The following is a 15,445-nucleotide window of genomic DNA, read 5'->3' on the forward strand; positions in this document are numbered from 1 at the left end:
CCGCCAACCCGTGCAGCGGGCGGGCCGCTCGTCAGGCCCCGCCAACCGCTGTCCGCAGGGCGAGCCGCTGCTCGCCCGCGTACACGTTCATCGAGGTGCCGCGCAGGAAGCCGACCAGGGTCAGCCCCGTCTCCGCCGCCAGATCCACCGCCAGCGAGGAGGGCGCCGACACCGCCGCCAGCACCGGGATCCCCGCCATCACGGCCTTCTGCGCCAGCTCGAAGGAGGCGCGCCCCGAGACCATCAGCACCGACCCCGACAGCGGCAGCAGGCCCTGCTGGAGCGCCCGCCCCACCAGCTTGTCCACCGCGTTGTGCCGCCCCACGTCCTCCCGCAGGTCCAGCAGCTCACCGTCCGGGCTGAACAGCGCCGCCGCGTGCAGACCGCCGGTCCGGTCGAAGACGCGCTGTGCCGCGCGGAGCCGGTCCGGGAGCACGGCGAGCGTCTCCGGCTCGATCCGGACGGCGGAGCCCCCGGCGTCTCCGAGACCGTCCGCCAGCGGCCAGCGCGCGGTCGTCCGCACCGCGTCCAGGCTGGCCTTGCCGCATAGACCGCAGGACGAGGTCGTGTAGACATTGCGCTCGAGGGTGATGTCCGGGACCGGCACGCCCGGGGCCAGGGTCACATCCACCACGTTGTAGGTGTTGGACCCTCCCCCAGCTACCGCTGGGGGTGCCCCCGGGGTGGCGCCCGCGCAGTAGACGATGTTCGCCAGCTCGTCCGCGCGCCCGAGGACCCCCTCGCTCACCAGGAATCCGGCGGCGAGGGCGAAGTCGTCGCCCGGCGTGCGCATGGTGATGGCCAGCGGTTTCCCGTTCAGCCGGATCTCCAGCGGCTCCTCCGCCACGAGGGTGTCCGGCCGGGCGCTGACCGCCCCGTCCCGGATGCGGATGACGCGGCGTCGCTCGGTGACCCGTCCCATGTCGATCAGTCCCGGTTCTGTGCGTGGTTCTGTACGTGCTGGTAGCCGAAGCGGCCCTTGATGCACAGGTTCCCGTGCGTGACGGGATTGTCGTGCGGCGAGGTGACCTTCACGATCTCATTCTCCTGCACATGGAGGGTGAGATTGCAGCCCACACCACAGTAGGCGCACACCGTGGTCGTCTCCGTCTGGGCCGCCTCGTTCCACGTCCCGGCCGTCCGCATGTCGAACTCCGTCTTGAAGCTCAGCGCGCCGGTCGGGCACACCTCGATGCAGTTGCCGCAGTAGACACACGCGGAGTCGGTGAGGGGCGCGTCGTGCTCGGTGGAGATCCTGGCGTCGAAGCCGCGGCCCGCGACCGCGATCGCGAAGGTATTCTGCCACTGCTCACCACAGGCGTCCACGCACTTGTAGCAGAGGATGCATTTGTCGTAGTCGCGGACGTACAGGTCATTGTCGACCTTCGGCTCCTCGTCCACCCGGGCGGCGTCCGCGCCGAAACGGTCCGGCTCGGCCCCGTACTCCTCGATCCACCCGGCGGCGCGCGGGGTCGTCGACAGATCGGTGGAGGAGGCCAGCAGCTCCAGGACGACCTTACGGCTGTGCCGGGCCCGCCCGGTGTCCGTGCGCACCTCCATGCCCTGCTCCACCCGGCGGGAGCAGGCCGGGGCGAGGGTGCGGGCGCCCTCCACCTCCACCACGCACACTCGGCAGGCGTTCTTCGGAGTGAGCGTGTCGCCCTGACACAGGGTCGGGATGTCCTTGCCCGCGGCGCGGCAGGCGTCCAGCAGGGTGCTGTCCTCCGGGGCGCGGACCGGCTCGCCGTCCAGGGTGAGATCGACCAGTCGGCGCGGGGGTCGCAGCGGTATCGCGGTCACTTGAAGGCTCCCAGGCGGTCGATGGCGGACTCCACGGCGTTCCAGGCGGTCTGGCCCAGACCGCAGATCGAGGCGTCCCGCATGGCCTGGCCCACCTCGCGCAGCAGCGCGATGTCCCCGGCCGCGGCGGCGCCCGTACGGTCCTTGAGCCGGTGCAGCGCCTCCTCCTGCCGTACGGTGCCCACCCGGCAGGGGACGCACTGGCCGCAGGACTCGTCGCGGAAGAACTCCGCGATGCGCAGCAGGACGCGGGGCAGCTCGACGCTCTCGTCCAGCACCAGCACCACCCCCGAGCCGAGTGTGGTGCCCGCGGCGCGGGTGCCCTCGAAGGTGAGCGGCACATCCAGTTCGTCGGGGCGTACGAAACCGCCCGCGGCGCCGCCGAGCAGCACCGCGCGCAGGGCCTCGGGCGGCCCCGCGAGCTCCAGCAGCTCCCGCAGCGTCGCCCCGAACGGCAGCTCGTAGACGCCGGGCCGGGCGACCGTGCCGGAGACGCAGAACAGCTTGGTGCCGGTCGAGGTGCCGGTGCCGGTACGCGCATAGGCCTGCGCGCCCTCGATCAGAATCGGCAACACATTGACCAGGGTCTCCACGTTGTTGACCGCGGTCGGCTTGCCGAACAGCCCCTTCTCGACCGGGAAGGGCGGTTTGCTGCGGGGTTCACCGCGCCGCCCCTCGATCGAGTTGAAGATCGCGGTCTCCTCGCCGCAGATGTACGCGCCCGCGCCGCGCCGGATCTCGATGTCGAACGCGAACCCCTGGCCCATGACGTCCTTACCGAGGAAGCCACGGGACCGGGCCCGGTCGATGGCGGTGCGCAGCCGGCGCAGCGCCCGGGGGTACTCGCCGCGCAGATACAGATAGCCGCGGTGGGCCCCGGTGGCGTAGCCCGCGACCGTCATGGCCTCGATGAGGGCGTAGGGATCGCCCTCCATCAGGACCCGGTCCTTGAAGGTGCCCGGTTCGCTCTCGTCGGCGTTGCAGACCAGATAGTGCGGATGGTCGGGCTGCTGGGCGGTGGCCGACCACTTCCGCCCGGTCGGGAACGCGGCCCCGCCCCGCCCGACCAGACCCGCCTCGGTCACCTCCCGGATCACCCCGGCGGGCCCGAGTGCGAACGCGCGCCGCAGGGCCGCGTATCCGCCATGGGCGCGGTAGTCGTCCAGCGACCCCGGGTCCACCACCCCGACCCGGCGCAGCAGCACCAGGCCGTCGGCGCCGGCCTGGGGGACCGCGGCCACCGCGGGCGGCTCGGCCGGCGCCTGGTGCGGCGCCGACGCCGCGTCGGCGACCGCCCCGGCGGTGGCGGGGGCGACGACCGCGGCCCGCGGGGTCTCGCCCGCGCGGATCGCCAGGGCCGCCGGGGCACGCTCGCACAGGCCCAGGCACGGGCTGGGCTGCCATACGGCCCCGGAACCCGCCGAGCCCGCCGGGCCGACGTCCCGTTCGAGCTCCGCGCACACCCGCGCGGAACCCCGGGCCGCGCATGCCAGATCCGTACAGACGTGGACGACGGTCGCCGGACGGGGTTTCACCGCGAACATCGCGTAGAAGGTCGCCACCCCGTAGCCCTCGGCCGGAGGGACCGTCAGCCGGCGGCAGAGATAGTCCAGGCCGCCCTCGCTGATCCAGCCCACCCGGTCGTTGAGGGCGTGCAGCCCGGGCAACAGCAGATCGCGCCGCTCCCGTGCCTCGCGGCCGCCACGGGCCCAGCGCAGATCCGTGTCCGTACGGTCGTCCGCGCCCTCCCAGGCGGACTCGGGCCGGCCGAGCAGCGCGTCGACCGCCGCCCGCTCCTCGTCCGTGGGCTTGCTGTCACCGAACCGCAGATCCACGATCAGCTCCTTACGGCGGTCACGGGAATCTTCTCGATCCTTATGGCCGACGCCTTGAACTCCGCCGTCCCCGCGATGGGGCAGTTCGCCTCGATCGTCAGGGAGTTGGTGTCCACCTCGTCGGGGAAGTGCATGGTCATGAAGGCGAGCCCCGGCCGCAGCCCGGGATCGATCCACACCGGCGCCACCACCGAACCGCGCCGCGAGGTGACCCGCACCCGCTCCTCGGCCTCCACCCGATAGCGGGCCGCGTCCTCCGGACACAGCTCTACGTACTCGCCGCGCCGCAGCGGAGAGGCGAAACCCCCGCTCTGCACCCCGGTGTTGTACGAGTCCAGGCGCCGCCCCGTGGTGAGCCGGATCGGAAACGCGTCATCGGTCAGATCGACCGGCGGATCGTGCTTCACCGGGCCGAAGGGGGCGAGCGGGCCGCGCAGCGCCGGATCGTTCTCCCACAGACGGCCGTGCAGATAGGTGGGCTCGAGACGGTCCGTGCTGGGGCAGGGCCACTGGATGCCCTGGTGCTCCTCCAGCCGCTCGTACGTCATGCCGAAGTGGTCCGGGGAGACGTCGCGCAGCTCGTTCCAGACCTCCTCCGCGCCCTCGAACTTCCAGTCGTGGCCGAGCCGCCGCGCCAGCTCGCAGATGATGTCGATGTCCTCGCGCGCCTCGCCCGGCGGCTCCACGGCCTTCCGCACCCGCTGGACGCGCCGCTCGCTGTTGGTGGTGGTGCCCTCCGTCTCGCACCAGCCGGCGGTCGCCGGGAGCACCACGTCGGCCAGCTCGGCGGTCCTGGTGAGGAAGATGTCCTGCACCACCAGGTGCTCCAGCGACTCCAGCCGCCGGACGGCCTGTTCGGTGTCGGCCTCGGACTGGGCCGGGTTCTCGCCGATGCAGTAGACGGCGCGCAGTTCGCCCGCCTCCATGGCCTCGAACATCTCGGTGAGGTTCAGCCCGTAGCGCGGCTGGATGACCACGTCCCAGGCGCGCTCGAACTTGGACCGGATGGGCGGGTCCAGGATGTCCTGGAAGCCGGGCAGCCGGTTGGGGATGGCGCCCATATCGCCGCCGCCCTGCACGTTGTTCTGGCCGCGCAGCGGCTGCAGCCCGCAGCCGTACCGGCCGACATGGCCGGTCAGCAGGGAGAGATTGATCAGCGCCCGGACGTTGTCGGTGCCGTTGTGGTGCTCGGTGATGCCGAGCGTCCAGCACAGCTGGGCGCGCTCGGCGGTGGCGTAGGCGTGCGCGAGGTCGCGGATGGCGTCCGCCGGGACGCCGGTGACCTTCTCCGCGACGCTCAGGGTCCAGGGCTCCACATGGGCCGCGTACTCCTCGAAGCCGGTGGTCGCGCGCTCGATGAAGGCCCGGTTGGCGAGCCCCGCGTGGATGATCTCGCGGCCCACGGCGTGGGCGAGCGGGATGTCGGTGCCGACGTTCAGCCCCAGCCAGCTCTCCGCCCATTCGGCGGTCGAGGTGCGGCGCGGATCGACGGCGTACATCCGGGCGCCGTTGCGGATGCCCTTGAGGACGTGATGGAAGAAGATCGGGTGCGCGAAGCGGGCGTTGGAACCCCACATCACGATGAGGTCGGTGTCCTCGACCTCCGCGTACGACGAGGTGCCGCCGCCGGAGCCGAAGACGGCGGACAGCCCCGCGACGCTGGGCGCGTGGCAGGTGCGGTTGCAGGAGTCGACATTGTTGGTGCCGATCACCACCCGGGTGAACTTCTGGGCCACATAGTTCATCTCGTTGGTGGCGCGGGCGCAGGAGAACATGCCGAACGCGTCGGGCCCATGGGCCGCCGTCACGGCCCGGAACCCGGCGGCGGCCCGGCTGAGCGCCTCGTCCCAGGAGGCGCGGCGGAGTTCTCCGCTCACTGAGTCCCGCACCAGGGGGTGGGTCAGCCGCGGGTACTGCTTCTGTTGTCGGTTGCGCTGGCGGTTACGGGCCACGACGGGCTCCTTACGGCGGTCACGCCGCACGGTGCGACGTGAGGGGACCGAGCGTCCGGGTATCGTCGACTGAATATTGAATACAGTATGCCCGAGAAGAGGGTCAAGGAGTCGGACGACACCTCAACCCCCCTTCCGTTCCCCGGTGATGGAACCCCGGTCGGTGCGGCTCAGCCGGTGAAGAGCTGGGTGGCCTTCTGGACGAGCTCGTAGACCCCGTATCCGAAGGGCAGCACGACCCAGGCCCAGACGGCCACGGTCAGCGCGGTGCGATCCTTGGTGGGCTCGGTCATCGGTCCCCTCCCTTCTCGGCGGACGCCGCCTCGGGCTCGGCCGCTGCCTTGGGCTCTGACGCCGCCCCGGACTCGGCCGCCACCTTGGGCTCGGCCGCCACCTTGGATTCCGGCGCCGCCCCGGACTCGGCCGCCGCGTCCCCGGACTCGGCCGCCGTGGGCGCCGGTTCATGGAAGCGCGGATGGACCGGCCGTATCAGCTCGTTGGCGACGAAGCCGACGACCAGCAGCACGATCATGATGGTGAGCGAGAGCGAGTACAGCCCGGGACCGGTCTTCCCCGCCTCCTCCTGGTGGTCGGCGACCTTGTTGACGATGTACGGGCCCAGGACCCCGGCCACCGACCACGCGGTGAGCAGCCGGCCGTGGATCGCGCCCACCTGATAGGTGCCGAACAGGTCCTTCAGATACGCCGGAACGGTAGAGAAGCCGCCCCCGTAGAACGAGAGGATCACCAGGGCGCAGACCACGAACAGGGGCTTGGAGGAGTCCCCGAGCTGTGAGATGGCCAGATACATCAGCGCGCCCACGCCCAGGTAGACCCGGTACATGTTCTTGCGCCCGATGAGGTCGGAGGTGGACGACCACAGCAGCCGCCCGGCCATGTTGGCCGCCGACAGCAGGGCGACGAAACCGGCCGCCGCGGTGGCGGAGACGGGGGTGTCGGTGTCCTTGAAGTAGTCGCCGATCATGGGCGCGGCCTTCTCCAGGATGCCGATGCCCGCCGTCACGTTCATGCACAGCACCACCCACAGGAACCAGAACTGCGGGGTGCGGATGGCGTTGCGCGCGGAGACGTCGGCCGTGCTGATCATGTGCCCCTGCTCCTGCGGCGGCTCCCAGCCGGCCGGCCGCCAGCCCTCGGGCGGTACGCGCACCAGCAGCACGCCGAGGGCCATGAAGGCCGCGTAGGTCACGCCGTGGACCAGGAAGGTGGCGGCGATGCCGCCGTTGTCGGTGCCGAAGTGCTCCATCAGCTTGCTGGACCAGGGCGAGGCGATCAACGCCCCGCCGCCGAAGCCCATGATGGCGATGCCGGTGGCCATACCCGGTCGGTCGGGGAACCACTTCATCAGCGTGGAGACGGGGGAGATGTAGCCGATGCCGAGCCCGATCCCGCCGATGAAGCCGTAGCCGAGGACCACCAGCCAGTACTGGCTGGTGGCGGCGCCGAGCGCGGCGACGAGGAAGCCGGAGGAGAAGCAGACGAGGGAGACGAACATCGCCCAGCGCGGGCCGTTGCGCTCCACGAGCGTGCCGCCGAAGGCGGCGGACAGGCCGAGCATCACGATGCCCAGCTGGAAGGGGAGCGCGCTGGCCGTGCCCGAGAGGTCCATCGAGGACTCCAGGGGCGGCTTGAACACGCTCCACGCGTAGGCCTGGCCGATCGAGAGATGAACGGACAGGGCGGCGGGCGGCACCAGCCAGCGGCTCCACCCTGGCGGGGCCAGGGTGCGTGAGCGGCTGAGTGGGCCGAGACGATCATTGGTGAGCATGTGCCCGGACTTTAAGGATTCAACGAGTCGATGACTAGACGTCAAGGCACCCGGGATGTGTCGGCGTCGTGGACAGGTTGGGTAAACTGTAGACAATAACCAATTCACGCATCCGGTGAATCCGGACATCCGGTGAACAGCCAGCCAGAGGGGGCGCGATGCTGTCCAGGGGATTGCCGCAGGGCGCGGTGCCGAAGCTGGAGCGGCCCGGGCCACTCCGCGAGCGGGTCTACGAGGCGCTGCTCGAACTCATCACCACCCGCGCCCTCCGCCCCGGTCAGCACCTCGTGGAGAGTGAGCTGGCGGGCCATCTCGGCGTCTCCCGCCAGCCGGTGCGCGAGGCCCTCCAGCGGCTCAACACCGAGGGCTGGGTCGATCTGCGGCCCGCCCAGGGCGCGTTCGTCCACGAGCCCACCGAGGAGGAGGCCGATCAGCTTCTTACGGTGCGCACGCTCCTCGAGGCCGAGGCCGCCCGGCTGGCCGCCGCCGGGGCCGACGAGACCGGTGTCGCCGCCCTGGAGGAGCTGTGCGCCAAGGGCGAGCGCGCGGTCCTGGACGACGATGTGGACGGCGCGGTCGCGGCCAACGCCGAATTCCACGCCAAGGTGATGGAGCTCGCCGGAAACGCGGTCCTGTCCGAGCTGGCCGCCCAGGTGGACCGCCGGGTCCGCTGGTACTACACCCCGGTCGCCCGCCAGCGCGGCAAGCAGTCCTGGATCGAGCACCGTGAGCTGATCGCGGCCATCGCCGCGGGCGACGAACACGGCGCCACGGCCGTCATGCGCGCCCACACCGAACACACCCGCCGCACCTACCACGACCGCGAGCGCCCCTGACCCGATCCGCCGGCCCGCCGGTCCGCCGATCACCGGTCCGCCCGGCGCCGCGACCTCCAGGCAGGCCCTAAGCGACTTCCATGCGCTCGACCGCGTCCTTGGCCTCCTTCAGGCCGGCGTCGGTGAGCTGCCGGTAGACCTTGATGGCCTCGATCTTCTTGCCCTCCCGCACCAGGGCCACCACCCGCTCCAAACCGGGCTCCGTCACCTGGATGTCCAGGTGGTCGAGGATCAGATCAAGCTTGCGTTCGATGCGGTCCGCCCTGCGCTGGACCTTCTGAATCCTCGACTCCAGCAGCGGATACTGCACTATCAGAGCCATGATCGCGATGTACGCCGCTATCTCCATGAGCGGTGATCGTAGTGTCGCGCCGCCGTCGGTCCTGTTACGGGTTGGGCGACCGACTGTTACCGAGCGGTGGCGGGACTGTCGGTGCCCGGGGCCATACTGGGATGGGTCGGGCCTCCGACGCGGGGCCCGCTCGACGGAACCATGGCGACTACCCAACGGGGGTGGGTTCGTGAAGTTCGACATGGGCAGTTCCACGCTGTCAACGCTGACCTCCCAGACATCCGGATCGAGTGATGACCTGGGGGCACTCATCCGCCAACTGATCGCCGCGGCGCAGCCGCTGGAAGGCCGTTTCAACGGCGCGGGCAAGGCGGCGTTCGACCAGTTCAAGCAGAACGCGGACGAGATCACCGCGGCGCTCAACGGCTCGCTCCGGGACATCCTGGGCGGCCAGTCCGGGATGGACAAGGCATTCGGCAGCGGTGACGTGGAGTCGGCGGACAACGCGCGGCAGACCATGGCCGCGGCCAATTTCGACGCGGCCCGTTTCAACGGCCGGTGAACACGGCGGGGGTGACGAGCAATGGGGAATCAGGATCGGCGCAGCTACGACACGGGGGCCTCGGGTGAGGTGCAGGGGAGCCTCGGCGTGGTGATCGGGCAGTTGGAGCGGGTGCTCACCGACCGGGACCGGGCGGTGAAGGCGGCCATGGCGGACTTCACCGCCGACGGTGTGGCGGACGAGTACCACGGCAAGGAAGCGCGGTGGAACAAGGCCGCCGCCGAGGTGCGGCAGATCATCCACCTGGTGAAGGCCACTCTGGAGAAGAACGACGGGACCGCCCAGCAGACCCTGTCCAGGGCCAAGGCGGCGGTGGACGCCATCGGCTGAACTCGCGTGACACCGCGCGCCGTTGAGGCTGAAAGGGGGACGTGGTGGGAAAGCCTGATGACGGCTGGGACATCGACACCAGTGGGGTGCGTGGTGTCCTTCTCAAGACCGGACATGTCGCCGACGACATCGAGGGCCAGGCGAAGTCGTACGGCAAGCACCTGCTGAGTGCCGCGAAGTCGGCGGGCACGCTGAGCATGGGGTGCGGGCCCAAGCCCGAGGGCGGGCCCGTCGCGGCGGCCCTGGTCGAGTTCGAACAGAAGACAGAGAACGACATCAAGTACATCGCCGCGCGCTCCGGCAAGTCGATCAGGGGCGCGGCGACCGCCACGAAGGAGTACGTCGGGGGCGACCTCGCCATGGCGGCGCACGCCCAGCGCGAGGCGTTGAAGGCGCCCGATCTGAACCCTCCGGGTCAACACCATCGGAACGGTTCGAAATGATCAGCCTTGATGGCATTCCCGAATTCACGGGAAGACTGGAGCAGCTGGAGAAGGACGCGCCGGCGCTGAAGGCGGACGCCGGACACATCCGCAAGACCGGCCAGGGGGTCCATGACCAGTTCCAGGGCCTGTCGGCGTACTACACGGCGCCCGAGGCCGAGCAGCTGTTCGCGACCACCAGGCCGGTCAAGGAGAAGGCCGACGGGTTCGCCACCAAGCTGGAGGCCGTCAGCAGCGCCCTGAGCGCGTACGCCACCGAGGTGCGGCCCATCGTCGAGCGGCTGAAGCGGCTCAGGGCGGACGCCGCCGAGTTCATCAGGGAGAACGGGGGCGACGACGACTGGAAGGACGACGGGGACAAGGTCCAGCACAACAATGACCTGATGGCCGACGTGGGCGCGGCCACGGCCGCGTTCGAGGCCGCCGAGCGGAGCTGTGCAAACAAGATCAGTGCGCTGGTCGGCGGCACCCACTGGGTGGTCGACGACGGTTCCCACAAGCCGGGGATGTACGGCTATACGGCTGACGTCTTCCAGCACGCGGAACAGACGCCCTGGGGCACTCAGGAGTCGGAGACGCACCACTGGTACGAGTTCGGCCATTGGATCAAGAGCTTCGTCTGGGACGGCTTCATCGTCGACGGCGTCTGGGGCACCATCCGGGGGCTGGGCACCATGGTCGGCGTCGACGGCTGGGACGCCTTCAAGAACTCCTGGGCGAACCTCGGCAAGCTGGCCGTGGGCCTGTCGCTGAACACGCTGGTGCCGGGCTGGTTCGCGACGCCCGACTCCATGCTGCCGGGGTTCCTCAAGAGCACCAAACACGCCATGATCAACGCCGGTAAGGCGATGGTGGCATGGGACGAGTGGGGCAAGAACCCGGCTCGTGCGGCGGGCGGGGTCACCTTCAACGTGCTCACGGCCATCGCCACGGACGGCGCGGGGTCCGCCGCCAAGTCGGGCGCCGTCGCGCGGACGCTCAGCGCGGCGGGCAAGGTCGGCAAGGTCGTGGACCCGATGACCTACGTCGTCAAGGGCGCTGGCATCGGGCTGTCCAAGCTCAAGGTCGGCGACCTGGTGAGCCATCTGAAGAACCTGCGCGCCGGGAGCGGTGTGCGGCTGCCGGACGGCTCACTCAAGCTTCCGGACGACACGGTCTTCCGCCCGGACGGCTCGGTCAAGCTGCCCGACGGCAGCGTCCTGCACAAGAACGGCGCCCTCGAACTCCCCGACGGCACCGTGCACCACCCGGTGCACGAGCCGTCCGCCGATGACCGGCAGGCGCCGGGCGCGGCCCAGCGCCCCCGGCAGCGAGAGCTCGCCCAGGTGGGCGCCCCCGGCCACGAGGTGGGCCGTGCCCCCGACGACCTGGGCCCCCGCGCGAGCAACGACGGCCCGAACGACCCGCCGAACGACCCGCCGAACGACCCGCCCGAGAAGCACGCCCCCACCACGAGCGGCGGCTCCCACCCCACCACCCACGACACCGGCACCCCCACCCACGACTCCGCGGCCCCGGGCGGCGGGGGTGGCGGTGACGGTCCGGGCGGCGGCGGTGGTCCCGGAGGCCCACACGACCCGGGCGGTCCTGGTGGCCCCCACGATTCGGGCGGCCCAGGTGACGACGGGCTTCCCAGGGAGGAGCCTCGGCCGTTCGAGCGCGGAGGCGAGACCGAGCGGCTGATCCGCCAACAGCTGCGCGGTTCGAACGTCAAGCCTGACAACTGGGGCAAGCTGCTGGACAACCTCGCCAGGCATCCGCAGGGCCAGGAGATCGCCGACACTATCGCCTCCGGCCGGTTCAAACACTCCTACGGCTATGACACTTTGGTCTCCAATTTTGCCAAGGAGGACATGAAGGGTGGGATAGACCAAGTCCGCCTCGCCAACCGGCTGCACGCCAGCGGGATCGACGACATCAAGTTCGAGGTCAAGGGGGAGAATGGGTTCGAGATCAAGCCCGGCGTCTGGATGGAGGATGGGGCGGATCTGGACGTACTGGCCTACGATCACAGGGGCACGGCGTACGGATACCAGTTCAAGACCGTAACGAACCCCAAGAAGCTGATGAATAAGATCATGGGGGAGATACACCAGCTGACCCGTTCACATGCCGATGTGCAGACATTCGTGGTCGACACCAAGGGCACCCTGGAAGATCTACAAGCCAAGAATATGACCCGGCGGCTGAACGAGGTGTATGGCACCACGAACGTGCAGTTCGTCATTCGAGTCGAGGACGGCACTCTGATGATTCCCCCCGGTGGAAAGTTCGTTCCTGATCCTGGAGGAGCGCCGTGATCGCGTCAACGCCCGTCGCCCGGTGGACGTGGGGGAACGAGGACGAGGCCGGGGACGCCATCGAGCGGACCCTCACCGGAGTGCTGGACGCGTTCTCAGTGCTGGCGAGCCACCGGCTCGCCGTCGGTAACCCCCGGGTCCGCGTCTCGGTCCCGGAGTCGGGCCATCCGGAGAACTACCTCTTCAGCGGCGAATTCGAGGTGACCGAGCCGGACGGAAGCGACCTGGTCCGCCTGGTGAGGCGCGGGCTGCGCCCCGGCGAGCCCGGCGCCGTGGAGGCGGACATCAGGTGCCCGGGTGTATGGCTGGGGGCGGACGGCGTCGAGCACCGCGAAGAGCGACTGCTCACGCTCGGCGTGTCAATGCTCCTCGGTTATTACACGGCACGTCTGACGACGTACTCCGATGCGTGGATGCCCTACGATTTGCGCGGTCGGTCGCAGGAAGCCGTGCACGCCGCGAACTATCCGCGCCTCGCGGCGGCTCTGCGGGAAATCTCCGAGCTCGTCGGCGATGACACCGATCCCGACGATCCCACCTGGTTCGGAAAACCGACGGAGACCGGCGTCGATAATTATTTCGACGAGGACGGTTCGGCATCCGATGTGTGGGGCAGTTTTGAAATCCCCTACCGGAACCGCATTTTCCACTACAACGTGGGATTCGGTGGGAACGATTATGCCAGGACCGCCAAGGGGGAGATCGAATATGCCCCGGTCACCAGCGGGCGCGGGGGCATCCTCGGCTATCTATGGGCCGCGGACGCCGAAGGGGCCGCCAGTTATGAGCCCCGCGAGGCCGCCGAGGACGCCGGTCATCACGCGGGCCTGCGGTGGCTGGAGCGGCTGCGGCGAGCCAAGGAAAGCGGGCTCGCGCCCTCGCAAGCCCTCGCCGAGTTCGCCCGCGAGCCGGCCGACACCCAGGCCGGCCGTGTGGACCTGGCTTCCCACGCCACCGCCCCGGACCTTGCCACCCTGCGCGAACTGGCCGGGCGTGAGAACTGATGGCACGGGACTACGACAGTCAGCTGCTGGAGTCGGTGGCGGTCCGGCGGCGGCGGATTCGGGACGCGTTGTTGTTCGGGGCGCAGCGGGGGCGGCGGTCGGTGGATGACAATTTGGGGAAGGTGTTCGCGGGCATCGTGATCGCGGCGGTGCTGTGCGCCGGGTGCGTGGGGTGGTCGTTCATCTCCGACGCCATCGGCAAGCAGGGCCGGTCCGGGCCGGGTGTGCTGACGCCTTCGTCCACCGCGGCGACGGACACGGCCCGGTAGGGCCTGTCGGGGGAGGGGGAATCGTGGGGGCGGCGAAGCAGGCGCGGCGCGCCGAGTTGAGCCGGGTCACGCTGGTCGGGGAGCGGCGGCGGGTGGACATCGTGCTGCCCGCCGACGAGCCGGTCGGCCGGCTGCTGCCGGATGTGCTGCGGCTGGTCGACGACCAGGTGGCGGACCGGCCGACACTGCGGCATCTGGTCACCGCCGAGGGGGTCGTCCTGCCGCAGGACGCCACGCTCGCGTCCGCGGCGGTGCCGGACGGTGCGGTGCTGCGGCTGGTGCGGGAGCGGGACGTTCCCGCGGCGCCGGTGGTGCACGACGTCACCGACGAGGTGGCCGAGGACCTGGACCTCCGGGCATGGCGGTGGTCGGCGGCGGCGCGGCAGTGGACCGCGAGCGCGGCCACCCTCGCGCTGGCACTGGCCGTCGGGCTGCTGGCGCGGCGCGGCCTCCCCGACTCCGGTGTGGCCACCGCCCTGGCCGTGGCGGCCGCGGCGGCTGCGCTGACCGGGGCCGCGGCCGCCCGGCTGCGCAACCGGGACCTCGGCGCCACCCTCATGCTCACCGGCGGCACCCTCGGCGTGCTCGCCGCCTGGACGGCCGCGGACGCCCACGGCTGGGGCGGTGCGGCGCGGCTCGCCGGGGTGGCGGGGGCCATTGTGGTGACGCTGTTGCTGCTCGGGGCCTCGGCCACGGTCGGGCGGGGTGCGTACATCGGCGCCGGGGCCGTCGTGGTCACCGGCGGGCTGTGGGAGGTCGTCGCCGCGTTGCAGAACGGCGCCCACACCGATGTCCAGCAGGCCCGGTTGGGGGCGGTGCTCGCCGTGGTGTCCGTGGTGGCGCTCGGCCTGCTGCCGCGCCTCGCATTGACCGCCGCCGGGCTCACCGGTCTTGACGACCGGCGCTCGGGCGGGGCGTCGGTCAGCCGGCACGAGGTGGCGACCGCGCTCGCCGCCACCCACCGGGGGCTGGTGTTCGCCACGCTCGTCACCGCGGTGTCCGCCACCGCCGCCGGGCTGCTCGCCGTCGGCGACGCCTCCGCGTGGACGGTGCCGCTCACCGCGGTGCTCGCGATCGTCCTGCTGTCCCGGTCGCGGGCGTACCCGCTGGCGGCCGAGGTGGTGGCGCTGCTCGCCGCGGCCATGGTGCTGCTGGTGCGTCTGGTGGTGCTCTGGCTCGACACCACCGACGGCCGGCCGTACGGGCCGCTGGCCGCGCTCGCCGTCGCCGCGCTGCTCCCGCTGGGCGTGCTGACCGTACGGCCGCCCGAGCATGTCCGGGTCCGGCTCCGGCGGATCGTGGACTTGGTCGAGGCGGTGGGCGTCATCATGCTGTTTCCGCTGGTGGTCGGGGAGTTCGGGGTGTATGCGCGATTGCTGGACGCGTTCTAGCGCCGGTTCCTGGCCGTTGTCGTTGTCGTTGTCGTTGTCGTCGTTGTCCTTGTCGTAGTCGACCGTCGTCCGTATCCGAGCCGAGAGGAGGCGTCATGGGCGCAGGGGATTGGCAGAGCGATGTGCTCCACCAGTTGCGGAACACGCCTGTCTCCAAGAGCCCCGGGCCCTCCAGGACCGCCGAGGCCGCGGATGCCGGGAGGAGTGGTCCCGAGGCACCGGAGGCCGCCGGGGGTCCGCATGGCCCCAAGGCTTCGCATGGTGCCCCTGACTCCAAGGCTTCGCATGGTGCCCCTGATCCCAAGGCCTCGGAAGGCTACAAGGCTCTGCGAGCACTGATGGCTTCGGGCGCTCCCGGGGCCGGGGAGGCGCCCGGCGGTTCGGGAGCCACCGAGGCCCACCCCGCCCCCGCCCCACGGCGGGTGAACGGGGCGGCGGGCCCAGATGATCCCCCGCCCGAGCCTCCCGCGCCCTCCCCGCCCGCCGCACACCCCGCCCCAGCCGTGCCTCCCGCTCCCGCCGCGCCCCCCACACCCGCCGCCCCCCCCCCCCCCCCCCCCCCCCCCCCCCCCCCCCCCCCCCCCCCCCCCCCCCCCCCCCCCCCGCCCCCCCCCCCCCCCCCCCCCCCCCCCCCCCCCCCCC

General features: G+C 70.9%; 15 protein-coding genes. 8 read left to right on the plus strand and 7 right to left on the minus strand.

Annotation, left to right across the window (positions count from 1 at the left end; all coding sequences use genetic code 11):
* Positions 1-31: 31 nt before the first annotated feature.
* From fdhD to NP777_RS32640, 6 genes are all read right to left on the minus strand, one after another.
* On the minus strand, positions 32-922 hold the full coding sequence (fdhD, locus tag NP777_RS32615) for a formate dehydrogenase accessory sulfurtransferase FdhD (protein WP_256653771.1): 891 nt from the start codon (positions 920-922) through the stop codon (positions 32-34).
* A 5-nt stretch (positions 923-927) separates the two neighbouring features.
* Positions 928-1,800, minus strand: a complete 873-nt coding sequence (locus tag NP777_RS32620) for a 2Fe-2S iron-sulfur cluster-binding protein (protein WP_256653772.1) — start codon at positions 1,798-1,800, stop codon at positions 928-930.
* The gene (locus NP777_RS32625; RefSeq protein WP_256653773.1) at positions 1,797-3,635 is read right to left on the minus strand and encodes an NADH-ubiquinone oxidoreductase-F iron-sulfur binding region domain-containing protein; all 1,839 of its coding nucleotides are present in this window, start codon (positions 3,633-3,635) and stop codon (positions 1,797-1,799) included. The genes NP777_RS32620 and NP777_RS32625 overlap by 4 nt, the downstream gene beginning before the upstream one ends.
* Before the next feature lie 2 nt (positions 3,636-3,637).
* Positions 3,638-5,587, minus strand: a complete 1,950-nt coding sequence (locus tag NP777_RS32630; protein ID WP_256653774.1) for a molybdopterin oxidoreductase family protein — start codon at positions 5,585-5,587, stop codon at positions 3,638-3,640.
* Positions 5,588-5,757: 170 nt separating this feature from the next.
* A complete protein-coding gene (locus NP777_RS32635) occupies positions 5,758-5,880 on the minus strand; it encodes an MFS transporter small subunit (protein ID WP_256653775.1) in 123 nt (40 codons plus the stop codon).
* Positions 5,877-7,376, minus strand: coding sequence for an L-lactate MFS transporter (locus NP777_RS32640; protein ID WP_256653776.1), 1,500 nt, complete (start codon positions 7,374-7,376; stop codon positions 5,877-5,879). Before NP777_RS32640 ends, NP777_RS32635 begins: the two co-directional genes overlap by 4 nt.
* Before the next feature lie 158 nt (positions 7,377-7,534).
* Between NP777_RS32640 and NP777_RS32645 the strand changes: the two genes are divergently transcribed.
* Positions 7,535-8,212, plus strand: a complete 678-nt coding sequence (locus NP777_RS32645; protein WP_256653777.1) for a GntR family transcriptional regulator — start codon at positions 7,535-7,537, stop codon at positions 8,210-8,212.
* A 67-nt stretch (positions 8,213-8,279) separates the two neighbouring features.
* Here the strand turns inward: NP777_RS32645 and NP777_RS32650 are convergent, their stop codons facing one another.
* Positions 8,280-8,561: a ribosomal protein L7/L12 gene (locus NP777_RS32650; RefSeq protein ID WP_256653778.1), complete on the minus strand. Its 282-nt coding sequence runs from the start codon at positions 8,559-8,561 to the stop codon at positions 8,280-8,282.
* A 172-nt stretch (positions 8,562-8,733) separates the two neighbouring features.
* Here NP777_RS32650 and NP777_RS32655 point away from each other — a divergent pair, with 172 nt between their 5' ends.
* The 7 genes from NP777_RS32655 (at position 8,734) to eccD (ending at position 14,803) form a co-directional block, all read left to right on the plus strand.
* Positions 8,734-9,066, plus strand: coding sequence for a hypothetical protein (locus NP777_RS32655; RefSeq protein WP_037957788.1), 333 nt, complete (start codon positions 8,734-8,736; stop codon positions 9,064-9,066).
* 21 nt (positions 9,067-9,087) lie between these two features.
* Positions 9,088-9,396 carry a pore-forming ESAT-6 family protein gene (locus NP777_RS32660; protein ID WP_137980117.1) on the plus strand — a complete coding sequence of 103 codons (309 nt, stop codon included), beginning with the start codon at positions 9,088-9,090 and terminating at the stop codon, positions 9,394-9,396.
* Between the two features lie 44 nt (positions 9,397-9,440).
* Positions 9,441-9,839, plus strand: coding sequence for a DUF6507 family protein (locus tag NP777_RS32665; RefSeq protein ID WP_256653779.1), 399 nt, complete (start codon positions 9,441-9,443; stop codon positions 9,837-9,839).
* Positions 9,836-12,139, plus strand: a complete 2,304-nt coding sequence (locus NP777_RS32670) for a hypothetical protein (RefSeq protein WP_256653780.1) — start codon at positions 9,836-9,838, stop codon at positions 12,137-12,139. The genes NP777_RS32665 and NP777_RS32670 overlap by 4 nt, the downstream gene beginning before the upstream one ends.
* A gap of 80 nt (positions 12,140-12,219) precedes the next feature.
* A complete protein-coding gene (locus tag NP777_RS32675; RefSeq protein WP_256653781.1) occupies positions 12,220-13,143 on the plus strand; it encodes a hypothetical protein in 924 nt (307 codons plus the stop codon).
* The gene (locus NP777_RS32680) at positions 13,143-13,412 is read left to right on the plus strand and encodes a hypothetical protein (protein WP_256653782.1); all 270 of its coding nucleotides are present in this window, start codon (positions 13,143-13,145) and stop codon (positions 13,410-13,412) included. Before NP777_RS32675 ends, NP777_RS32680 begins: the two co-directional genes overlap by 1 nt.
* A gap of 23 nt (positions 13,413-13,435) precedes the next feature.
* A complete protein-coding gene (gene eccD, locus NP777_RS32685) occupies positions 13,436-14,803 on the plus strand; it encodes a type VII secretion integral membrane protein EccD (RefSeq protein ID WP_256653783.1) in 1,368 nt (455 codons plus the stop codon).
* Positions 14,804-15,445: the final 642 nt, after the last annotated feature.

The sequence above is a fragment of the Streptomyces rugosispiralis genome (assembly GCF_024505145.1).
Classification (GTDB): domain Bacteria; phylum Actinomycetota; class Actinomycetes; order Streptomycetales; family Streptomycetaceae; genus Streptomyces; species Streptomyces rugosispiralis.

What these genes read in the sequence shown, in the direction of transcription:
- NP777_RS32680 (WP_256653782.1), top strand. Translation starts at nt 13,143, where the DNA reads ATGGCACGGGACTACGACAGTCAGCTGCTGGAGTCGGTGGCGGTCCGG.
- NP777_RS32645 (WP_256653777.1), top strand. Translation starts at nt 7,535, where the DNA reads ATGCTGTCCAGGGGATTGCCGCAGGGCGCGGTGCCGAAGCTGGAGCGG.
- NP777_RS32640 (WP_256653776.1), bottom strand. Translation starts at nt 7,376, where the DNA reads ATGCTCACCAATGATCGTCTCGGCCCACTCAGCCGCTCACGCACCCTG.
- fdhD (WP_256653771.1), bottom strand. Translation starts at nt 922, where the DNA reads ATGGGACGGGTCACCGAGCGACGCCGCGTCATCCGCATCCGGGACGGG.
- NP777_RS32650 (WP_256653778.1), bottom strand. Translation starts at nt 8,561, where the DNA reads ATGGAGATAGCGGCGTACATCGCGATCATGGCTCTGATAGTGCAGTAT.
- NP777_RS32635 (WP_256653775.1), bottom strand. Translation starts at nt 5,880, where the DNA reads ATGACCGAGCCCACCAAGGATCGCACCGCGCTGACCGTGGCCGTCTGG.
- NP777_RS32660 (WP_137980117.1), top strand. Translation starts at nt 9,088, where the DNA reads ATGGGGAATCAGGATCGGCGCAGCTACGACACGGGGGCCTCGGGTGAG.
- NP777_RS32670 (WP_256653780.1), top strand. Translation starts at nt 9,836, where the DNA reads ATGATCAGCCTTGATGGCATTCCCGAATTCACGGGAAGACTGGAGCAG.